Here is an 18212-nt window from a genome sequence, read left to right as displayed (position 1 = left end):
CCATTTACCATCACAGTGAGAGATACGACTCAAGCAATACTTTAGTATTATATCAATGGCTATTTTTTAATAAAAGTTAAAATTTAAAATTCGCTTAAAAAAGTATGAGATCTTATTTCTAAAATGTAAAAAGCCGAGTAAAACTACTCGGCTAAATAGCTACAAAAGAATGAAGAGTTATGCGGTTTCTACTGTTTTTACAACAGGCGTTTCAGGATTCTTCTTACGAATTACTGCGTAGACTACGCCCGTTACAATGCTACCTGCCAAAATAGAAGCAAGATATAAAAATGCATGGTTAATTGCATTTGGAATGAGTAGAACGAAAATACCACCATGAGGTGCCATTAACTGACAACCAAAGAAGGCAACAAGTGCACCAGTAATTGCACCACCAATAATACAGCTTGGAATGACTTTAACTGCATCTCTAGCTGCAAATGAAATCGCACCTTCAGAGATAAAGCATAAGCCTAAAACAAAGGCTGCTTTACCAGCATCACGCTCAGCTTGGTCAAACTTTGCTTTTGCAATAAAGGTCGCAATAGCCATACCTAAAGGAGGAACCATACCGCCTGCCATGGTAGCAGCCATTGGCATGTAAGTGTTGGTTGTAAGTAGACCTACGGTAAAAGCATATGCAGCTTTATTAATTGGACCACCCAAGTCGATACACATCATTCCAGCTAAAATCATTCCCATAAGGACAGCATTACCTGTACCCATATTATTCAGGAAGTGCTTCATAGCATCGAAAATATAGGCAACTGGATGACCTACAACATAAACCATAATTAGACCAGTAATAAGACTGGCAAACAATGGAATAATAAGAATTGGTTTTAGAGATTCGACACTTTGAGGTAGCTTCACTTTCTTGGCAAGAAAGAGCGCAATATAACCTGCAATGTAACCAGATGCGATTCCACCTAAGAAACCTGCACCTAAAGGTCCTGCTGCAAGAAAACCACCAATTAAGCCCGGAGTTAGACCAGGGCGGTCTGCAATAGAATAAGCGATATAGCCAGATAACATTGGCACCATTAAAGTAAGTGCTGTTTTTCCAATGAGTCCCAGATTGGCTGCTAACGTTCCTTCGGCTGGGTTTAAGCCAAAGAAAAGTGAAATGGCTAAAATGAGGCCACCTGCAACAACCATAGGCAACATGTAAGAAATACCTGTAAGTAAGTGTTTATATACACCTACTTTTTCTTTCTTCTCACTTTTTGCTTCATCTTGACTTTGTTGCGTACCTGATTCTAAAACTGTCGCTTCTTTAATTGCATTTGCAAAAGCTTTATCGGTTTGTTTTAGCGCAAAACCTGTACCACAACGATATACACGTTTACCAATAAATCGATCAGTATTTACTTCAATATCCGTTGCTAATATAACAATATCTGCTTCTGCAATACTTTCTGGAGTGAGAATATTTTTTGCACCCACAGAACCTTGAGTCTCAATATTAATTTGATACCCATGCTTTGCAGCACCTTGTTGTAAGGCTTCTGCTGCCATAAAAGTATGTGCAACACCTGTTGGACATGCAGTGATTGCAACAAATTTACTAGCACTTCCTGATGAGGCAGTGCTGGTAGATGCAAGTGCTTCTGTAGTTGTTGATGTATTTAATGCATTGTTTAGAATATCTTCTGCATTATTTTGGAGTACATCTAAGCTCACAATTGAAACTTGTTTGTCTTTTAATGCATCTGTCAAACTTGGACGGCGACCAATAAAAATGACATGATCTGCTTGCTGCGTATCCATGGTTTCCATAGATTGTGCAACAGTGTTTTTATATCCTAGAGATGAAGCAACACTGGCGAGTTTACGTGCCAAAATCAATGCATTGATAGGTTGTTCAGGACTATTTGGAACAAATAAAATATGTTTAGTGTTTTGCATTTTTCTCACCTAACTCAATGAATCAATTGAGATTTGTTGCTTCAGCTTATCAATGGCAGATAGATCTTCAATAGCAAAACCAATTTGAGTTACGGCATTGCTACCGATGGCAGTTGCTGTTTTGAGTGTTTCTTCAGGTGCCGTTTTTGTAAGAAAACCGTGAATCATTCCTGCAACAAGAGAATCGCCAGCACCTACTGTACTTTTTACAGTGACTTTGGGTGCTTTTGCATGTAATGGGTGAGAAGGGTGTAACCAATTCACACCTTCTTCGCCCATTGAAACAATGATATTTTCAATTGTGGCATTTAACTTATCAAATACAGCCTTTTGTTCCGCAAAGGTATTTGCAGGTGCATTATATGCTTCGCTAAGTTCATCTGTATTTGGTTTAATTAGCCATGGATTTGCTGAAATAGCAGCACTCAGTGCTTTACCACTGGTATCTACTGCAACTTTCTTTCCTTTGCTTTTCAGCCATTCGATAAGTTCTATAAGTTCATCAGGCGAGAAACCTTGAGGTAAACTTCCAGAAATTGCAATAATTTCTACCTGATCAATCAATTGACTTATCGTCTCGCGTAAACGATTTTTGGCGTCTTCATCAACGAAAAATCCTTTCCCGTTAATGTCGGTCATTCTTCCAGATTGTTCAGCAACTTTAATATTATGGCGAGTTTCACCATGTATATAAATAAAGTGATTGTCTAAACCTTCTTTTTCAAAGTGTTTATCGAAAATTTGACGATTACTTTGTCCAAGAAAACCAGTAACAATAGGTGAATGACCTAAATCTTTTAAAACCTGCGCGACATTCAGTCCTTTACCAGCAGCTAAACTTTGTGCCGATTGTTGACGATTCACTTCTCCAACTTTCAGAGTATCTAGTTGAAGAGTAATATCAATTGCAGGGTTGAGTGTAATTGTTAGAACTTTTGCCATGCTTATTCACCTAATTGTCTTACTGCAGTTGCACTGTCGCACTGTAATGCTTTTTGTGCAATATTTTGGCATTCAGCAAAGTTCAATGTACGAATTTGTGCTTTTACAAGAGGAATACTTGTACTCGACATACTTAACTCATCTACACCAAGTCCCATGAGTACTGGAACTGCTTTTGGATCTGCTGCAAGTTCACCACAGATACCTACCCATTTCCCATATTGATGTGCAGCACGTACTGTTTGATCAATGAGTAAAAGTACACTTGGATGCAGACCATCTGCCTCAGCTGAAAGCAATGGGTGACCACGGTCAATTGCCATGGTGTATTGGGTTAAGTCATTGGTTCCAATACTAAAGAAATCAACTTCCTGAGCAAGAATAGGGGAGAGAAGTGCCGCAGCAGGAACCTCAATCATAATACCTACTTCTAAATTCTCACATGGGTAATCTTGACGTACTTCATCTAAAATTGCTTTTGCAGCACGCCATTCTTCGACACGTCCGATCATAGGGAACATAATGCGAAGTGGGCGGTTATCAGAAGCTTTTAAAAGTGCAACAAGCTGTTGACGTAAGAGTTCTGGTTTACGCAGTGTTAAACGAATACCACGAATACCTAAGAAAGGATTCTCTTCTTCTGCAATTGGTAAATATGGAAGTGGTTTATCGCCACCTACATCAAGCGTACGTACAACCAGTGGTCTTCCTGCAAGATCATCAAGGACAACACGATAGTCTGCTTCTTGTGTCTTTTCATCTGGAGCACTGTTATGTGCCATAAAGACCAGTTCTGTACGCAAAAGACCTATTGCTTCTGCACCATCTTTTACAGCTTTTCCGGCTGCGTTTACTTTTCCAATATTTGCAGCAATTTCCACTTGATGCTTATCTAGTGTGATTGCAGGTTCTAAACAGTGTTTTTCTGCTTCAATACGAATTTGACGTTGGCGCTCGCGTTCAGCAACAGCATGTTCAATAAGTGATTGAGCTGGATCAATGACAAAGTCGCCATTGTCGCCGTTAATGAGTACAGTTGTATTACTTTCAATTTTAAGAACACTACTGCCCGCACCAACAACAGCCGGAATACCAAGTGCTCTTGCAACAATTGCACTGTGCGCACTTGCACCGCCTACTGCTGTTAAAATACCGGCAACGCGGTCTTTATCTAAACGAGCAACATCACTTGGCCCAACATCATGCATAATTAGGATGTATGGCTCTTGAGGTTCTACAACATCTGGTACACCACAAAGGACAGCCAAAACACGCTCACCAATGTCACGTAAGTCTGCCGCACGCTCTGCGAGTAGGTGATCTTTAAGTTGTTCTTGTGCTTTTGCAGCAGCTTCAATATGTTCGTGCCAAGCAGCAGGTGCAGAAAGATTTTGCTTTAGCCCTTTATGAACGCCTTGAATAAGGTCAGGATCATCTAACATTTCTAGATGTGCTGTAAAAATTTGCTTAATTGCCTCTACTTTGCTTTCAGCAATAAACTGGCGAATATTTTCTTTAACTTGTGCAATTGCTTGTTCAAGTTTCGCAGTCTCTGCTTTTACATTTTTACTATTACGTTCGTATTTAAACTCACGTGGTTTAATGACATGTGCTGGACCGAAAGCAAGACCTGAAGATGCTGGAATTCCAGAGTTTGATTCCTCTTCTTCAAAAGTAAGCACTTCAACTTTATCAGTATTATTGTTCGCTAGTTCTTGTTCATCAATCGGTTCTACTTCTTCGCCTAAGCCATTTTTTACAGCAGCGATAATGTCATCTAATCCAGCAACAGCATCAGTATTTGGTTCAGCAATAAAGGTAAGTACTTGACCGCGCTTACAGCCCAATGAGAGTAATTTAGTTAAACTTTTTGCAGAAACTAGTTGCCCATCATCTGCAGAGACTTGGATGTCGCCTTTAAAGGTTTTACTAATATTTACCAATTGAGTGGCAGGTCTTGCATGTAAACCATGTGCATTGGCGAGTGTTACGCTACGTGACGGCCAGTCAGGAATAATTTCTGCACCAATAATTTGTGCAATTTGATGGCTGTCATTTTCTTGTGTGAGTTTTTCAAGTTGACTCGGATCAAAAAGAATATCCATTAAGCGGTTAAACTGTGGCATATCTAACTGATCGTTGCTTGCGATACACAATAATGTGCTAATGCTTTCGCCTTGGTGCTCAATAGGGTGTTCAGGTTTGATAATACTAACAGCAGGACTAAGGACATGTTCACTTGCTGTAATAGACCAAGTACCTTCACCTAAATGAATCATTTGTTTAGGATCGAGTGCACAAATAAAACCTGGTTCTACAAGTTTTTGTTGTTTGAGTAATTGCGTTGCCTGCCACAGTAAATCATCTGTATCGTTTGCAGGAACTTGAGTTGCAATAAGGTTTTCGTGTAATGCTAAAGAGGGAGGCTGTGCATGAAGGAGTTCTATAATTTGTTCTGCAGATGTTGCATTTTTAACACGGTCTGAAACATCGTCAATCAGTGCTCTTGTCAGTATTTGTAGTACTTGTAAGTGTTCGTCTGATTTTGCAGCGATGACAACAGCGAGATAAATTTTATTTTCTCCGTCCCATACCACACCTTGTGGGAAATGGGCGAGTCGTACACCTGTTTCTAAAATATATTGTCTTGATTGTGGCGTACCATGAGGTATAGCAATACCTTGACCTAGGTAGGTCGCACTTTGTTGCTCCCGTGCTTTTAAGCCTTCTAAATATTCAGGAGTAACTAGTTTATCTTCAACTAAAATGTTGACTAGACACTCTAACGCCTGAGCTTTATCAACAGCATGTTGATCCATTCTAACATGTTGTACATCTAGCGCTAACATAAAAAATCCTTGAAAAACATCATAAATCGAGTTGAGGCGCTGCCTTTCCGGGAAAAATTAAAAGGCAAATTCTACTATGCTTCGCCCTTAAAATCAGTTCTTTTTGATTATTGGACATAATTGTAGATTTAAACCCCGTAAAGTTTACTTGAATTCACTTTAAATAGGGTGATAATTTTGTTTGTATTTTAAAATTACATTTAAATCAGGTGTATATAAAATAAAGTCCTGATTTGTTTTTAAAATATCCATCACTATTATCCTATTTATTTTCCTACACTAGAAATTTATTCCTATGACACCTGCATGTAAGTTATTAAAAGCAAAGAGAATCAGCTATACCATACATGAATATATACATGATGCAAATGCGACCAATAGCTATGGTTTGGAAGCTGTTGAAAAGCTGGGTTTACAGCCTGAGGAAGTATTTAAAACGCTACTTATTACAGATGGGAAGCAGTTCTATGTTTCTGTATTACCTGTTAGCCATCAATTAAATTTGAAGAAAGTTGCACAAGCATTGGGGTGCAAAAAAGTCGTAATGGCTGACCTACATGATGCAGAAAGAATTACGGGTTATTTGGTTGGAGGAATTAGTCCTATAGGCCAAAAAAAACGCTTAAAAACACTACTTGCGATGCAAGCAACCTCGTTAGAGAAAATATATATTAGTGGAGGTCGTCGAGGATTAGATATAGGAATTAAACCAGATGATTTAGTAAGTATTTTAAATGCAAGCTTTGCAGATATTATTTAACTTCATATAAATAAATGAGTTTAATGTATATAGAATAAATATTAAGGAAAAATAAAGTTATGGGAAATAGAGTATTATTTATTGAGTAATGAAATCATTATAATTTGGCGGTGAGAGAGGGATTCGAACCCTCGATACGCGCAAACGTATACACGCTTTCCAGGCGTGCTCCTTCAGCCACTCGGACACCTCACCAATGGGCGAGGATGATAGCGAAAAAAATACAACCTGCCAAGCTGAAATATAAGATTTAAAGCAAAAGGCTTAACTTAGTGCTAATATTCGCCATATGTGCGAAGAACATGTAGTTTTTTTATGCAAAATTCAACGGTAAAACCATCTATGCATGCATTGACACTGGCTGCTTTAGGTGTTGTGTTTGGTGACATTGGAACCAGTCCATTGTATGCAATTCGAGAGTGCTTTATTGCAGCACATATTTCTATCAGTCAATCGACTGTTATGGGGGTGTTGTCATTGGTCTTTTGGTCAATGATGCTTACAATTAGTATTAAGTACGTCACTTTCATTATGAGAGCAGATAATAATGGTGAGGGTGGGATTATGTCTCTCCTTGCACTGAATTTGCGATCGAAAAGACTTGATCATAATAAAAAGATTTATCTGATTGCATTAGGCTTTATTGGTGCCTCCTTATTTTTTGGTGACGGCATTATTACCCCTGCAGTATCTGTTCTATCTGCAGTTGAAGGGTTAAGCATTGTTACACCAAGTTTTAACCAATGGTTGATGCCTATTGCACTTGGAATTTTAACAGCATTATTCATGATACAGCGCCACGGTACAGGGACGATGGGGAAACTTTTTGGCCCGATTACCCTGACATGGTTTATTTCAATTGGTTTGTTGGGTATTTGGAGTATTATTCAAACACCTTACGTGCTGACTTTAATTAATCCGTACTGGGCTGTAAACTTTGTAGTTAGTGAGCCTAAAGTTGCTTTTCTAACGATGGGTGCAGTGGTATTAACGCTAACGGGTGGTGAAGCACTTTATGCAGATATGGGGCATTTTGGTAGACAACCTATTCGTTTAGCATGGTTTACGATTGTATGTCCTTGCTTATTGTTAAATTATGCAGGACAGGGTGCATTACTTTTAAGAGATGAAACTGCAATTTCAAATCCATTTTATCTTTTAGTACCGCAGTGGGGATTATTTCCCATGATTATTCTTGCGGTTGCTGCAGCAGTTATTGCCTCGCAAGCAGTAATTACAGGTGTATTCTCAATGGCAAATCAGGCCATTCAATTGAGATATTTGCCGCGTCTTGCTGTACATCACACATCGGATATAGAGCAAGGACAGATTTACTTACCATTCATTAATTGGATCTTATATGTCTCTGTACTCATTCTAATTTTGCTATTTCACAATAGTGCAAACCTCGCTGGTGCGTACGGTATAGCAGTAACGATGACGATGTTGTGTAGTACCATTTTGGTTTCTGCATATGCAAGAAGTGGTTGGCAGTGGCCTTGGTGGAAAGTGGCTGCATTTGCAATTCCATTTTTATGTATAGATACGGTATTTGTTGCATCAACGTCTTCAAAAATTTTGGTCGGCGGTTGGGTTCCGATAGTGATTGGTTTTGTTGTTTTTACTATATTAATCACATGGAAAAATGGTCGAGAAATTGTGATTCAGCGACTCGAAAAAGATGCGCTTCCACTTGAACTATTTATAAAAAGTGTACGTGCAAGTGACGACACGAAGTACGTACCGGGCGAAGCTGTATTTCTAACGGGTACGCCTAATATTGTGCCTCATGCGATGTTACATAACATCAAGCATAATAAAGTTTTACATGAACGAAACATCATGGTGACTGTCATTACTCAAGATGTTCCATATGTTCAAGATAAAGATAGGCTACATATTGAAAAGTTAGATGATCGATTTTATCGAATCTTTATGTACTATGGTTTTAAAGATCAACCCGATATTCCAGTTGCATTACAGCAAGCGTATGAATCACTTGGTTTTGAATTCGATATGATGCATATGAGTTTCTTTATTTCTAGAGATCGCTTAATTCATACCGTTGGAGAGGGGATGGCACCTTGGCGAGAAAAGCTCTTTATTTCTATGTATCGCAATACAAGTCCAGTGAGTGACTTTTATCTTATTCCGACCAATCGTGTGGTTGAAATGGGAAGTCAGATAGAAATTTAAAAATAAAAAACCGGGCAATTTGCCCGGTTTTTTATTTGCCAATTACATTCCAGCAGGCGTAGATGCTGGCTGTTGGTCAGTATTGTCATTTGGAGTTTGTTGTACATTGCTATCTGGTGAAACCAATGTATATTGCCCACTTTGTAAAAGACTCTTTAATGACCCCGGTTGTCCATTTACAGTCGTCGACACCTGTGCTTGAGAGAGACTTTCTAAGGTTTGACCTGACTCAACAGCAGGTTCTGCAAAAGCAGTTGTTGCAAGAAGACCCGTCGCTAACCCAATTGTCGTTATGATTTTACCCATCATGTAACTCCAATTCACATCAATAAAATTGTTTAAATTATAACAAAGCTACATTCGCATATATTTTATTTATAATCAATTTAGGAAGTATAAAATTTTCATAAAAGCATCATATGTATACATAAACATGAATATTTCGTGGTTTTGTAAAATGCTATTGTTTAATGTATAGACAATTGAGAGATCTTGAATATACTTTCCAAAAGTTGCTTGATAATCTCACCCAAGGACATTTTTTCGAAAAAAATATGAAATATTTAATGGTTCACAAAGTTTTTTCTATTCCAGCAATTTCTCGTTTACGCCGTTATTTGGCATGTACTACAGTAACTACACTTGCTGTTATTGGTGGTCAGGGTGTTTATGCTGGAACGAACTTTTGGAGCAGTTCTTCTTGTCTGAATGAGTTTTATAAAGATACACCACCATATTTAGTCAGAGATAGCTTAAAAAAGAATACGACAGCACTATGTTTTCATGGCTTTAATGTCATGTATTCTGGAATGTCAAAAACGCCACTTTGGAGTGCCGAGCATTTAACGGTACAGCGTTTAAGCCATAAAATTAAACGCGAAGATAGCTTCCATGAAGAAGAAAGAGTGAGTCCTCAGTTTCGTGCAACTTTAAGAGACTATAAAGGATCCGGTTTTGACCGTGGGCATATGTCTCCTAATGGAGATATGCCAGATACGCTTTCACAAGCAGATAGTTTTTCTTTGGCGAATATGGTGCCACAAGCACCTAAAAATAATCAGGATATTTGGAGAAAGCTTGAAGAAGCAACACGTTCTACTGTAACAAAACAAAAACATGATGCTTATGTAATCACAGGCCCTATTTTCTCAGGGAAGAAGCTTTCAACCATAGGTAACGGTGTATTTGTTCCATCTGCTGTGTTTAAAGCTGTTTATTATCCACAAACAGGTGTTATTGGTGCCTATTATGCACCTAATAATAATTCACTCAATGTTCGAGTGGTGAGTGTGTGTGAGATTGAAGACTTAACAGGTATCAATTTATTTCCAACGCTCAATGAAAGTACAAAACGAAAAATATATGATTTACCACTGACGGGTGGTGAGGTGAAACCTGCACAAAAAGCCAGTTATTTAAGTTGGGATGCGAAGAGTGAGTGTGCAGAGCATGTATCAGATGCAGATATACAGTCTTTGCAGAAGCAATTTTATGCCGAGGGACGAACAGGAAATAGTGCAAGTGGTACGATTAGCGGTATTCAAGAGCGTGTGATACAGTTTTTGAAACAACTATTACCGAGTATTTTAGAGTTTATTTTAAAAATGTTGAAAAGTTCATAACACATCTATGCTTGTTAGATAACAATAGAGGACAATAAAATGTTTAAACCGTTTGCAGGTGATGAGTCTTCATCAATTTATGATTTAACTTTGGAAAATGCCGAAGATCGCATTAATATTTATGGGAACTTACAAATTACTAAGGATCAAGAAGGCTTGAAAACAGCAAAAGCTTTGCAAAACTTTATAAATGAACTTGTAAGTACTTTAGAGGGAACTAAAGATTTGCCTGAGAAAATTAAAATTGAAGATGCAAAAGAAATTGAAAACCCCTTTTTATAAGGGGTTTTTCTTTAAACAAGGCGATACTTTATTTTTTGAAAACAAAAGATAAGACAGAAAATCAGTGACATCGTCAGTACAATACTTAAACCTGTTGCAATGTTGAGTAATGCACTAGACCATAAACCAATGGCAAGTGCTACTTGTCCTAAAATGAAAGAGAATAAAACCATTTGCTTAGGTGACTGTGCAAGTAATCTTGCTGTAAGTGATGGAATTACAAGTAATGCACCCATGAGAAGAGATCCCACAGCACGCAACGCCAGCACTGTAAATATAGCAAGTAATATCATGAATATGAGACGTTGAACATTGGCATTGATGCCTTCACTCATTGCTATATCTGGATCAATCGCAATTTGAATTTGTGCACTCCAAAAAAAACGTAGAAGTGTAACTGCGATTAATACAATTAGCCCAAAAAGAGGGAGATCTGACCAACTAATTGTAAGTAGGTCGCCAAAAAGATAGCTGAGTAATTCTGGACGTAAAGCAGGGAGTTGTTGAATAAGTAATAAACCACTGCATAGAAGTGTCGCAGAGCACAATGCTAAGAGTGCATCATTTGGTAGTCGTTTATCGTGTAAAAACCAAAGTAGACTCACCAACGTAAATGCCAAAAGAGATACGCCAATCCACAACGGGAGATTTAAAATTCCTGCAACTGCAACACCAAGTAATGTGCCATGTGCCATTGTATCTGCAAAAAAAGACATACGCCTCCAAAGCATTAAGCAGCCAAGGGGAGCAGTGAGAAAAATTAACAGAAAGCCCATGACCCAAGCTGGGAGCAAAAGCTGTAACCATTCCATCATACGCTATGCTTCCGGTTCTGGGTGAATATGGGGGTGATGCTCATGCTCACATATTGTTGTAGGTGTATCGCCATGTGCACAATGGTCATGATGATGTTGATAAAATGCACGTTGAGTACCAAAAATTGCTTGGTATTCGGGATGTTGTTGTACATTCTCGGGTAGTCCGCTACAGCAAATATGTTTGTTTAAGCAGACAACACGGTGAGTACCTTGCATAACCCATTGTAAATCGTGAGATACCATGACCACAGCACATTTATATCGTTCTGGCACACTACGAACATATTCATACAACTCTGCTTCAGATTGAATATCTAAACCTTGCATAGGTTCATCAAGCACCAAGACATCTGGTTTGCGCAGTAAAGCACGGGCTAGTAAAACACGTTGCCTTTCACCGCCAGAGAGTTGTTGTACTTTAGCGTTTTGAAGTTTTAAAATTCCTGTTTCTTCAATAATTTGATTCTTTGTTTCGATATCACATATTTCTAGTGCAAGTAAGTCCTTTACACGTAGAGGTAGACTATGTGAGGGGTTGAATTTTTGAGGTACATAAGAAAATTTAAGTGGCGTATTCTGCGAAATTTGACCACTGTTTGGTTTTAATATGCCGAGTAGAACCTTAATAAGGGTAGACTTTCCTGCACCATTTGGGCCGATTAAAGTCACGATCTCGTTCTGATATAGCTCAAAATCAACTTTTTTTAATATTTCTCTTTCGTCTATTCTTACATTAATTTCTTTAAGTGACAGAAGTAGGGGAGGGGAGCTTATTGACTGCACTGCTGACATTTTCCAGAAATTTCGATGGTTGTATGATTTATATTGAAATGATCTGAGTTTGCCAATTTTGATAGTTGACTAAGAACATTGTCTGCTGAAGCCTCTTTAACAGATTTACAGCTAGAACAAATGAGAAACGCTGCTTGATGACCTTCACGTGGGTGACAACATGGAATGAATGCATTAATCGAGCTGAGTCGATGAATGAGTCCCATATCTAATAGGAAGTCTAAACTACGATAAACTGTAGGAGGTGCAGCAGGTTTATCTGATGTGTTTTTAATCTGTGCTAAAATATCATAAGCACCAATTGGGCCAGTTGCTTTGAGGATGAGGCTGAGCACTTCTTTGCGTAAAGGCGTTAATCTTGCATTATGAGAAACACAAAGACTTTCTGCATCTGCTAAACGTGTGCTTAAATCTCCATGGTCATGAACGCCATGAACTGAATTATCATGTGAATGTGTGCATGAAGCCATAAATATCACCCAAAATATAAATTTAGCTCCAAGAGCTGAACACAATAGCTTAGCATAGTTCTTTTTAATGTTATAGTATAACTACTCGTTATATTATAACATCTATAGGCTGTAGAGATTACTTCAATGATGACACGTTTTATCGCAACCATAATGCTTTGCTTGTGTAGCAATATACTATGGGCAAAAGGTTTTGTTGTTTCCATTCATCCATTGTATTTGATTGCACAAGAGGTTACAAAAGGTATTGAAAAACCTGAATTACTCTTAGGTAACCAGTCGGGGCATGATATTCAGCTCACACCAGAGAACCGTAAGGCATTACAAGATGCGGAACTTGTGATTTGGGTAGGTAAAGCACATGAAGCTCCTTTAGATAAAATTCTCTCTAATAAAGCCAATGCAGTATCGTTACTAAGTTCAGGCGTACTGGCAACACTTCCTTTGCGTGACTTACAGGGACAAAACATTCCTAACTCTGTAGATACACATGTTTGGTTGGAACCGAATAACGCCGTACGTATAGCATTTTTTATGGCAGCATTACGATCGAAACAACATCCTGAATCTAAAGATCAATATTGGGCAAATGCACGTGATTTTTCTCAGAAACTTCTTGCAGAGACACATAAGTTCGGTAGATATAAAGTGCCTGCACAATATTGGACATATCACGATGCCTATCAATATTTAGAGCGCTCTTTAAACTTACAGTTAGCAGGTGTTCTAACTTCCGATCCACATATTCCTCCTACGGTTTCACAGATCAAATATTTAAATGATCATCGACCTTATCCTCGTATGTGTTTGTTGGCTGAAGGTGAAACAAGTCGTAATCAATATGAAAAATTACAACCTATTCAATTTCAGTCTGTAGAAGAAAGTTTGGCAGGAGAAACCCAATTCATCTCTGCATGGAGTGACCTTGCTAAGAAGGTACATGATTGCGTACAAACTTCGCGCAACTAAAATGGAGCGGGTTTAGCTTAATGTCTAATTAAAAAAACTTGAGTTTTTACTAAAAAGGTGTATAGAAAGCTCGGAAACGATTGCATGTTTAGGGGGGTGACTCTATAATGCCTTCGATTAAAAATGATCGTGAGTTAAACGTGTCAAGCATTAATATGATGAATGAGTATTCATGGCTAACGTAAATCGTCTAATAGATCGTCGATTGGCAAAAGTTTTGATTATTCTACAGGCAATAATGGTGCCCCTTTTAGCTCTAGTTGCATGGATCGTTAAGGATATAACAGCAGCAAAAAGTATTGCACTTGGTGCATTTGTTTGTTTGCTGACAAGTTGTTATTTCTCTTGGCAGTCTTTTCGTGTCGCAGGTGCTCGTGCATCTCGACAGGTTCTATCTAACATGTATAAAGGCATGATGGGTAAATTTGCAATAATGATCGTTGGATTTTTTTTGATATTAAGCAATGTAAAACCGCTGTCACCGGTAGCATTGTTCTGTGGTTTTATACTTGTTCAGTCGATGTCATGGGTTGCGCCATTATTGGTTTCCAGACAACACAAAAAACGAGTGTAGAATAGATCAAAAATTGAATATTATTATAGAGACATGAGATGCCAAGCAGCACGCGGTATTCATTTCTCTTTTTATGATTGACATTGACCAGGTGTGATTTATGGCTGCTGAAGAACATGCCCTTACTTCGACAGAGTATATCAAGCATCACTTGACCAATTTAACCTACGGCAAAATGCCTGACGGTACATGGAAATTGGCTGAGAATGCAAATGAAGCTCAACAGATGGGGTTTTCTGCTATTCACTTGGACTCAATGGGTTGGTCAATTGGTCTTGGTATCATTTTTTGCTTAATTTTTTGGTCTGTCGCTAAAGTTGCTAACTCTGGCGTACCTACAAAATTTCAAGCGGCTATTGAAATGATTATTGAGTTCGTTGACTCAAGTGTTCGCGATACTTTTCATGGTAAATCTCGCTTAATTGCGCCTCTTGCACTAACAATTTTCGTGTGGATTTTCCTCATGAACTTAATGGATTTAATCCCTGTGGATTTCATCCCTTACTTAGCGCAAGTGATCGGTGCAAATGTATTTGGCATGGATCCACATCACGTTTACTTTAAGATTGTTCCATCAACAGACATTAACGTAACTTTAGGTATGTCATTGTCTGTATTCGGATTAATCTTATTCTATAGCATTCGTGAAAAAGGTGTGGGTGGTTTTGTTGGTGAGCTCGCACTTAACCCATTTAACCCAAGTAATCCGTTTTTTAAAGTTTTATTAATTCCAGTAAACTTAGTTTTAGAATTAGCAACTTTCCTAGCACGACCAGTTTCATTGGCTCTTCGACTATTTGGTAACATGTATGCAGGTGAGCTTATCTTCATCCTCATCGCATTGCTACCATTTTGGGCGCAATGGGCATTGTCTGTGCCTTGGGCAATCTTCCACATTCTCGTAATTACGCTGCAAGCTTTTGTATTTATGATGCTTACAATCGTTTACTTGAGTATGGCAAGCGAAAAACATTAATGGTATTGCCTAACTGTATTAATAGGGTTAGGCGTAATTTATATTTTAATTTGGTATAACCTAACCTCTGAGGATTTTTTCATGGATTTAGTAGTTGGATTATCTGCAATCGCAGTAGCTATTTTAATCGCATTTGCTGCACTAGGTACTGGTATTGGCTTTGCATTGTTAGGTGGTCGTTTCTTAGAAGCTGTAGCTCGTCAACCTGAATTAGCTCCACAACTTCAAACACGTATGTTCATTGTTGCGGGTCTTCTTGATGCGATTCCAATGATCAGCGTTGGTATTGGTCTATTCATTCTTTTTGCTAATCCATTTGTAGGTTTAGTAGGTTAATTCGCTATATTCCGAAATTATTTGTTTGAGGAATTGCAATGAATATCAACCTCACATTGATTGGTCAAGCGATTGCATTTGCGATGTTCGTCGCATTTTGTATGAAATTCGTTTGGCCACCACTAATCAATGCGATTAGTGAGCGTCAGCGTCGCATCGCTGATGGCTTAAATGCTGCTGAAAAAGCAAAAGCAGATCTTGCAGATGCTCAGACGCAAGTAAAAAATGAGTTAGATGCAGCAAAAGCACAAGCAGCTCAATTGATTGAACAGGCAAATCGTCGTTCAGCACAAATGATTGAAGAAGCTCGTGCGCAAGCAGCGGCAGAAGGTGAGCGCATTCGTCAACAAGCTCAAGAGTCTGTTGATCAAGAAATCAACTCTGCTCGTGAACAATTACGTCAACAAGTTGCTGCGTTAGCAGTAGATGGTGCAGAAAAAATTCTAAGCCAACAAGTTGATGCAGATGCCCACAATGCCATGCTGACTCAGCTGGCTGCGAAACTATAAGAGAGGCGAAATATGGCTGAACTCTTGACGTTGGCACGCCCGTACGCTAAAGCAGCATTTGCTTATGCTTCTGAGCAAAGTGCAACTGACAATTGGTCTAATGCACTTCAACTGCTCAGTGCTGCGGTGCAAGATGAAGCATTTTCCGCTTATTTAAATCGCCCTGAACTTTCTCCAAAAGAGAAGGTGAAGCTTTTTACGCAAGTATTAGGTGAGCAACAGTCAGAAGCACTATCGAACTTTATCGTACTTCTGGCTGAAAATGACCGTTTGTCATTATTGCCTGAAGTTGCGAATGAGTATGAAGCGCTAAAATCACAAAATAACAATGTAGTGGATGTTGTCATTGAATCGGCATTTCCATTAACAGCTGTACAAGAACAATTGCTTACAGATGCGCTCGTAAAGCGTTTCAATGCAAAAGTTCAAGTAACAGTTGAAGTTAATCCTGCATTAATTGCAGGGGTTGTGATTCATGCAGGCGATCAAGTGATAGATGATTCTGCGCTTAGCAAGCTTGAAAAAATGCGGACTCGTCTTCTTGCTTAACCGCAATAAGACTGAACTAATAAAAGATTGAGGAATAGCGCAATGCAACAACTGAATCCATCCGAGATCAGTGCGCTCATTAAACAGCGTATCAGCGATCTGGACACCAGCGCGACCGCTAAAAACGAAGGCACCATTGTTATGGTGTCCGACGGTATCGTGCGTATTCACGGTCTTGCTGATGCAATGTACGGTGAAATGATCGAATTTGACGGCGGCTTATTTGGTATGGCACTGAACCTAGAACAGGATTCAGTGGGTGCCGTTGTCTTAGGTAACTATTTAGGTCTTCAAGAAGGACAAAAAGCACGTTGCACAGGCCGTGTGTTAGAAGTTCCGGTTGGTCCAGAACTTTTAGGTCGTGTAGTCGATGCTTTGGGTAACCCGATTGATGGTAAAGGCCCAATTGATGCAAAATTAACAGATGCTGTTGAAAAAGTAGCACCTGGTGTAATTTGGCGTCAAAGCGTAGATCAACCTGTTCAAACTGGTTATAAATCAGTAGATACCATGATCCCAATTGGTCGTGGTCAACGTGAGTTGATTATTGGTGACCGTCAAACTGGTAAAACAGCGATGGCGATCGATGCAATCATCGCTCAGAAGAATTCTGGTATTAAATGTATCTATGTTGCTGTTGGTCAAAAACAATCAACAATTGCAAACGTTGTACGTAAACTAGAAGAAACTGGTGCAATGGAATATACAACTGTTGTTGCAGCAGCAGCAGCAGACCCAGCAGCAATGCAGTACCTCGCGCCTTATGGTGGTTGTACAATGGGTGAATACTTCCGTGACCGCGGTGAAGATGCATTAATTATTTATGATGACTTGTCTAAGCAAGCTGTTGCTTACCGTCAGATCTCATTATTGCTTCGTCGTCCACCAGGTCGTGAAGCATACCCAGGTGATGTATTCTATCTTCACTCACGTCTTCTTGAACGCGCTTCTCGCGTATCTGCAGACTATGTTGAGCAATTCACTAAAGGTGAAGTTAAAGGCCAAACTGGTTCATTAACTGCATTGCCAATTATTGAAACTCAAGCGGGTGACGTATCTGCATTCGTACCAACAAACGTAATTTCGATTACAGATGGTCAGATCTTCTTAGAAACATCATTGTTTAACTCAGGTATTCGTCCTGCTGTAAACGCTGGTATTTCAGTATCTCGTGTTGGTGGCTCTGCTCAAACGAAAATCATTAAGAAACTTTCTGGTGGTATTCGTACAGCATTGGCTCAATACCGTGAGCTTGCAGCATTTGCTCAGTTCGCTTCAGATCTTGACGAAGCAACGCGTAAGCAGCTTGAGCATGGTCAGCGTGTAACTGAATTAATGAAGCAAAAACAATATGCTCCATATTCTATCGCAGACCAAGCAATCTCTATCTATGCTTCAAACGAAGGTTATATGACTGACGTACAAGTAAGCAAGATTGTAGACTTTGATACCGCATTAATTGCATATTTCCGTTCAGAACATGCTGATTTAATGAAGCAAATTGATGAAACTGGTAAATATGACAAAGATATCGAAGCTGCAATTAAAGCAGGTGTAGAGAACTTCAAAGCGACTCAAACTTACTAATTTTTAGCATGAGCTTAAATTTAAGTTTGGTTCACGGATCACCCTTCGAAGGCTCTTCATTGAGCTTTCGACG

Annotated in this window: 18 protein-coding genes and 1 tRNA gene; 11 read left to right on the top strand and 8 right to left on the bottom strand. The window is 38.9% G+C overall.

The genetic code is table 11. The features are described 5' to 3' along the window. Positions 1 to 177: 177 nt before the first annotated feature. From OZX61_RS11580 to ptsP, 3 genes are read right to left on the bottom strand one after another with little or no spacing between them, the layout of a single operon-like run. A complete protein-coding gene (locus tag OZX61_RS11580) occupies positions 178 to 1908 on the bottom strand; it encodes a fructose-specific PTS transporter subunit EIIC (RefSeq protein WP_195771847.1) in 1731 nt (576 codons plus the stop codon). A 9-nt stretch (positions 1909 to 1917) separates the two neighbouring features. Continuing rightward, on the bottom strand, positions 1918 to 2850 hold the full coding sequence (pfkB, locus tag OZX61_RS11575) for a 1-phosphofructokinase (protein ID WP_195771846.1): 933 nt from the start codon (positions 2848 to 2850) through the stop codon (positions 1918 to 1920). 2 nt (positions 2851 to 2852) lie between these two features. After that, positions 2853 to 5699: a phosphoenolpyruvate--protein phosphotransferase gene (ptsP, locus tag OZX61_RS11570; protein WP_195771845.1), complete on the bottom strand. Its 2847-nt coding sequence runs from the start codon at positions 5697 to 5699 to the stop codon at positions 2853 to 2855. A gap of 295 nt (positions 5700 to 5994) precedes the next feature. Here ptsP and ybaK point away from each other — a divergent pair, with 295 nt between their 5' ends. Next, positions 5995 to 6459, top strand: coding sequence for a Cys-tRNA(Pro) deacylase (ybaK, locus tag OZX61_RS11565; protein ID WP_195771844.1), 465 nt, complete (start codon positions 5995 to 5997; stop codon positions 6457 to 6459). Between the two features lie 105 nt (positions 6460 to 6564). Here the strand turns inward: ybaK and OZX61_RS11560 are convergent. Next, positions 6565 to 6654: transfer RNA gene (locus tag OZX61_RS11560), tRNA-Ser, on the bottom strand. Positions 6655 to 6774: 120 nt separating this feature from the next. On the opposite strand from OZX61_RS11560, the gene OZX61_RS11555 reads away from it, so the two are divergent. Then, complete coding sequence (locus OZX61_RS11555) at positions 6775 to 8655, top strand: potassium transporter Kup (RefSeq protein ID WP_195771843.1); 1881 nt, start codon at positions 6775 to 6777, stop codon at positions 8653 to 8655. A 42-nt stretch (positions 8656 to 8697) separates the two neighbouring features. Here OZX61_RS11555 and OZX61_RS11550 read toward each other — a convergent pair whose 3' ends face one another. After that, entirely contained in the window at positions 8698 to 8961 is a 264-nt protein-coding gene (locus OZX61_RS11550; RefSeq protein WP_195771842.1) for a hypothetical protein, read from the bottom strand. Positions 8962 to 9221: 260 nt separating this feature from the next. Here OZX61_RS11550 and OZX61_RS11545 point away from each other — a divergent pair, with 260 nt between their 5' ends. Continuing rightward, the gene (locus tag OZX61_RS11545) at positions 9222 to 10277 is read left to right on the top strand and encodes a DNA/RNA non-specific endonuclease (protein WP_277094859.1); all 1056 of its coding nucleotides are present in this window, start codon (positions 9222 to 9224) and stop codon (positions 10275 to 10277) included. 39 nt (positions 10278 to 10316) lie between these two features. Then, on the top strand, positions 10317 to 10559 hold the full coding sequence (locus OZX61_RS11540) for a hypothetical protein (RefSeq protein WP_195771840.1): 243 nt from the start codon (positions 10317 to 10319) through the stop codon (positions 10557 to 10559). Positions 10560 to 10570: 11 nt separating this feature from the next. On the opposite strand, the gene znuB is transcribed toward OZX61_RS11540, so the two are convergent. From znuB to OZX61_RS11525, 3 genes are read right to left on the bottom strand one after another with little or no spacing between them, the layout of a single operon-like run. Next, positions 10571 to 11374 (bottom strand): zinc ABC transporter permease subunit ZnuB, encoded by an 804-nt coding sequence (gene znuB / locus OZX61_RS11535; protein WP_195771839.1) that lies wholly within the window; start codon positions 11372 to 11374, stop codon positions 10571 to 10573. A 3-nt stretch (positions 11375 to 11377) separates the two neighbouring features. Beyond that, on the bottom strand, positions 11378 to 12169 hold the full coding sequence (znuC, locus tag OZX61_RS11530; RefSeq protein ID WP_277094858.1) for a zinc ABC transporter ATP-binding protein ZnuC: 792 nt from the start codon (positions 12167 to 12169) through the stop codon (positions 11378 to 11380). Beyond that, positions 12148 to 12639 carry a transcriptional repressor gene (locus OZX61_RS11525; protein ID WP_195771837.1) on the bottom strand — a complete coding sequence of 164 codons (492 nt, stop codon included), beginning with the start codon at positions 12637 to 12639 and terminating at the stop codon, positions 12148 to 12150. The genes znuC and OZX61_RS11525 overlap by 22 nt, the downstream gene beginning before the upstream one ends. Positions 12640 to 12768: 129 nt before the next feature. On the opposite strand from OZX61_RS11525, the gene OZX61_RS11520 reads away from it, so the two are divergent. From OZX61_RS11520 to atpA, 7 genes are all read left to right on the top strand, one after another. Then, positions 12769 to 13608 carry a zinc ABC transporter substrate-binding protein gene (locus OZX61_RS11520; RefSeq protein ID WP_195771866.1) on the top strand — a complete coding sequence of 280 codons (840 nt, stop codon included), beginning with the start codon at positions 12769 to 12771 and terminating at the stop codon, positions 13606 to 13608. A gap of 172 nt (positions 13609 to 13780) precedes the next feature. Beyond that, a complete protein-coding gene (locus OZX61_RS11515; protein ID WP_195771836.1) occupies positions 13781 to 14182 on the top strand; it encodes an ATP synthase subunit I in 402 nt (133 codons plus the stop codon). A gap of 100 nt (positions 14183 to 14282) precedes the next feature. Beyond that, positions 14283 to 15158, top strand: a complete 876-nt coding sequence (gene atpB / locus OZX61_RS11510; protein WP_195771835.1) for a F0F1 ATP synthase subunit A — start codon at positions 14283 to 14285, stop codon at positions 15156 to 15158. Positions 15159 to 15239: 81 nt separating this feature from the next. Then, a complete protein-coding gene (gene atpE / locus OZX61_RS11505; protein ID WP_023274009.1) occupies positions 15240 to 15494 on the top strand; it encodes a F0F1 ATP synthase subunit C in 255 nt (84 codons plus the stop codon). A gap of 38 nt (positions 15495 to 15532) precedes the next feature. Next, positions 15533 to 16003: a F0F1 ATP synthase subunit B gene (locus OZX61_RS11500; protein ID WP_195771834.1), complete on the top strand. Its 471-nt coding sequence runs from the start codon at positions 15533 to 15535 to the stop codon at positions 16001 to 16003. A gap of 12 nt (positions 16004 to 16015) precedes the next feature. Further along, entirely contained in the window at positions 16016 to 16552 is a 537-nt protein-coding gene (locus OZX61_RS11495) for a F0F1 ATP synthase subunit delta (protein WP_195771833.1), read from the top strand. A gap of 42 nt (positions 16553 to 16594) precedes the next feature. Beyond that, positions 16595 to 18139, top strand: a complete 1545-nt coding sequence (atpA, locus tag OZX61_RS11490) for a F0F1 ATP synthase subunit alpha (RefSeq protein WP_195771832.1) — start codon at positions 16595 to 16597, stop codon at positions 18137 to 18139. Positions 18140 to 18212: the final 73 nt, after the last annotated feature.

Source organism: Acinetobacter sp. ESL0695 (genome assembly GCF_029392135.1).
In the GTDB taxonomy this organism is placed as follows: Bacteria; Pseudomonadota; Gammaproteobacteria; order Pseudomonadales; family Moraxellaceae; genus Acinetobacter; species Acinetobacter pollinis.
Note: the sequence above shows the minus strand (reverse complement) of the source record. Positions and strands in the feature narration are given on the sequence as shown.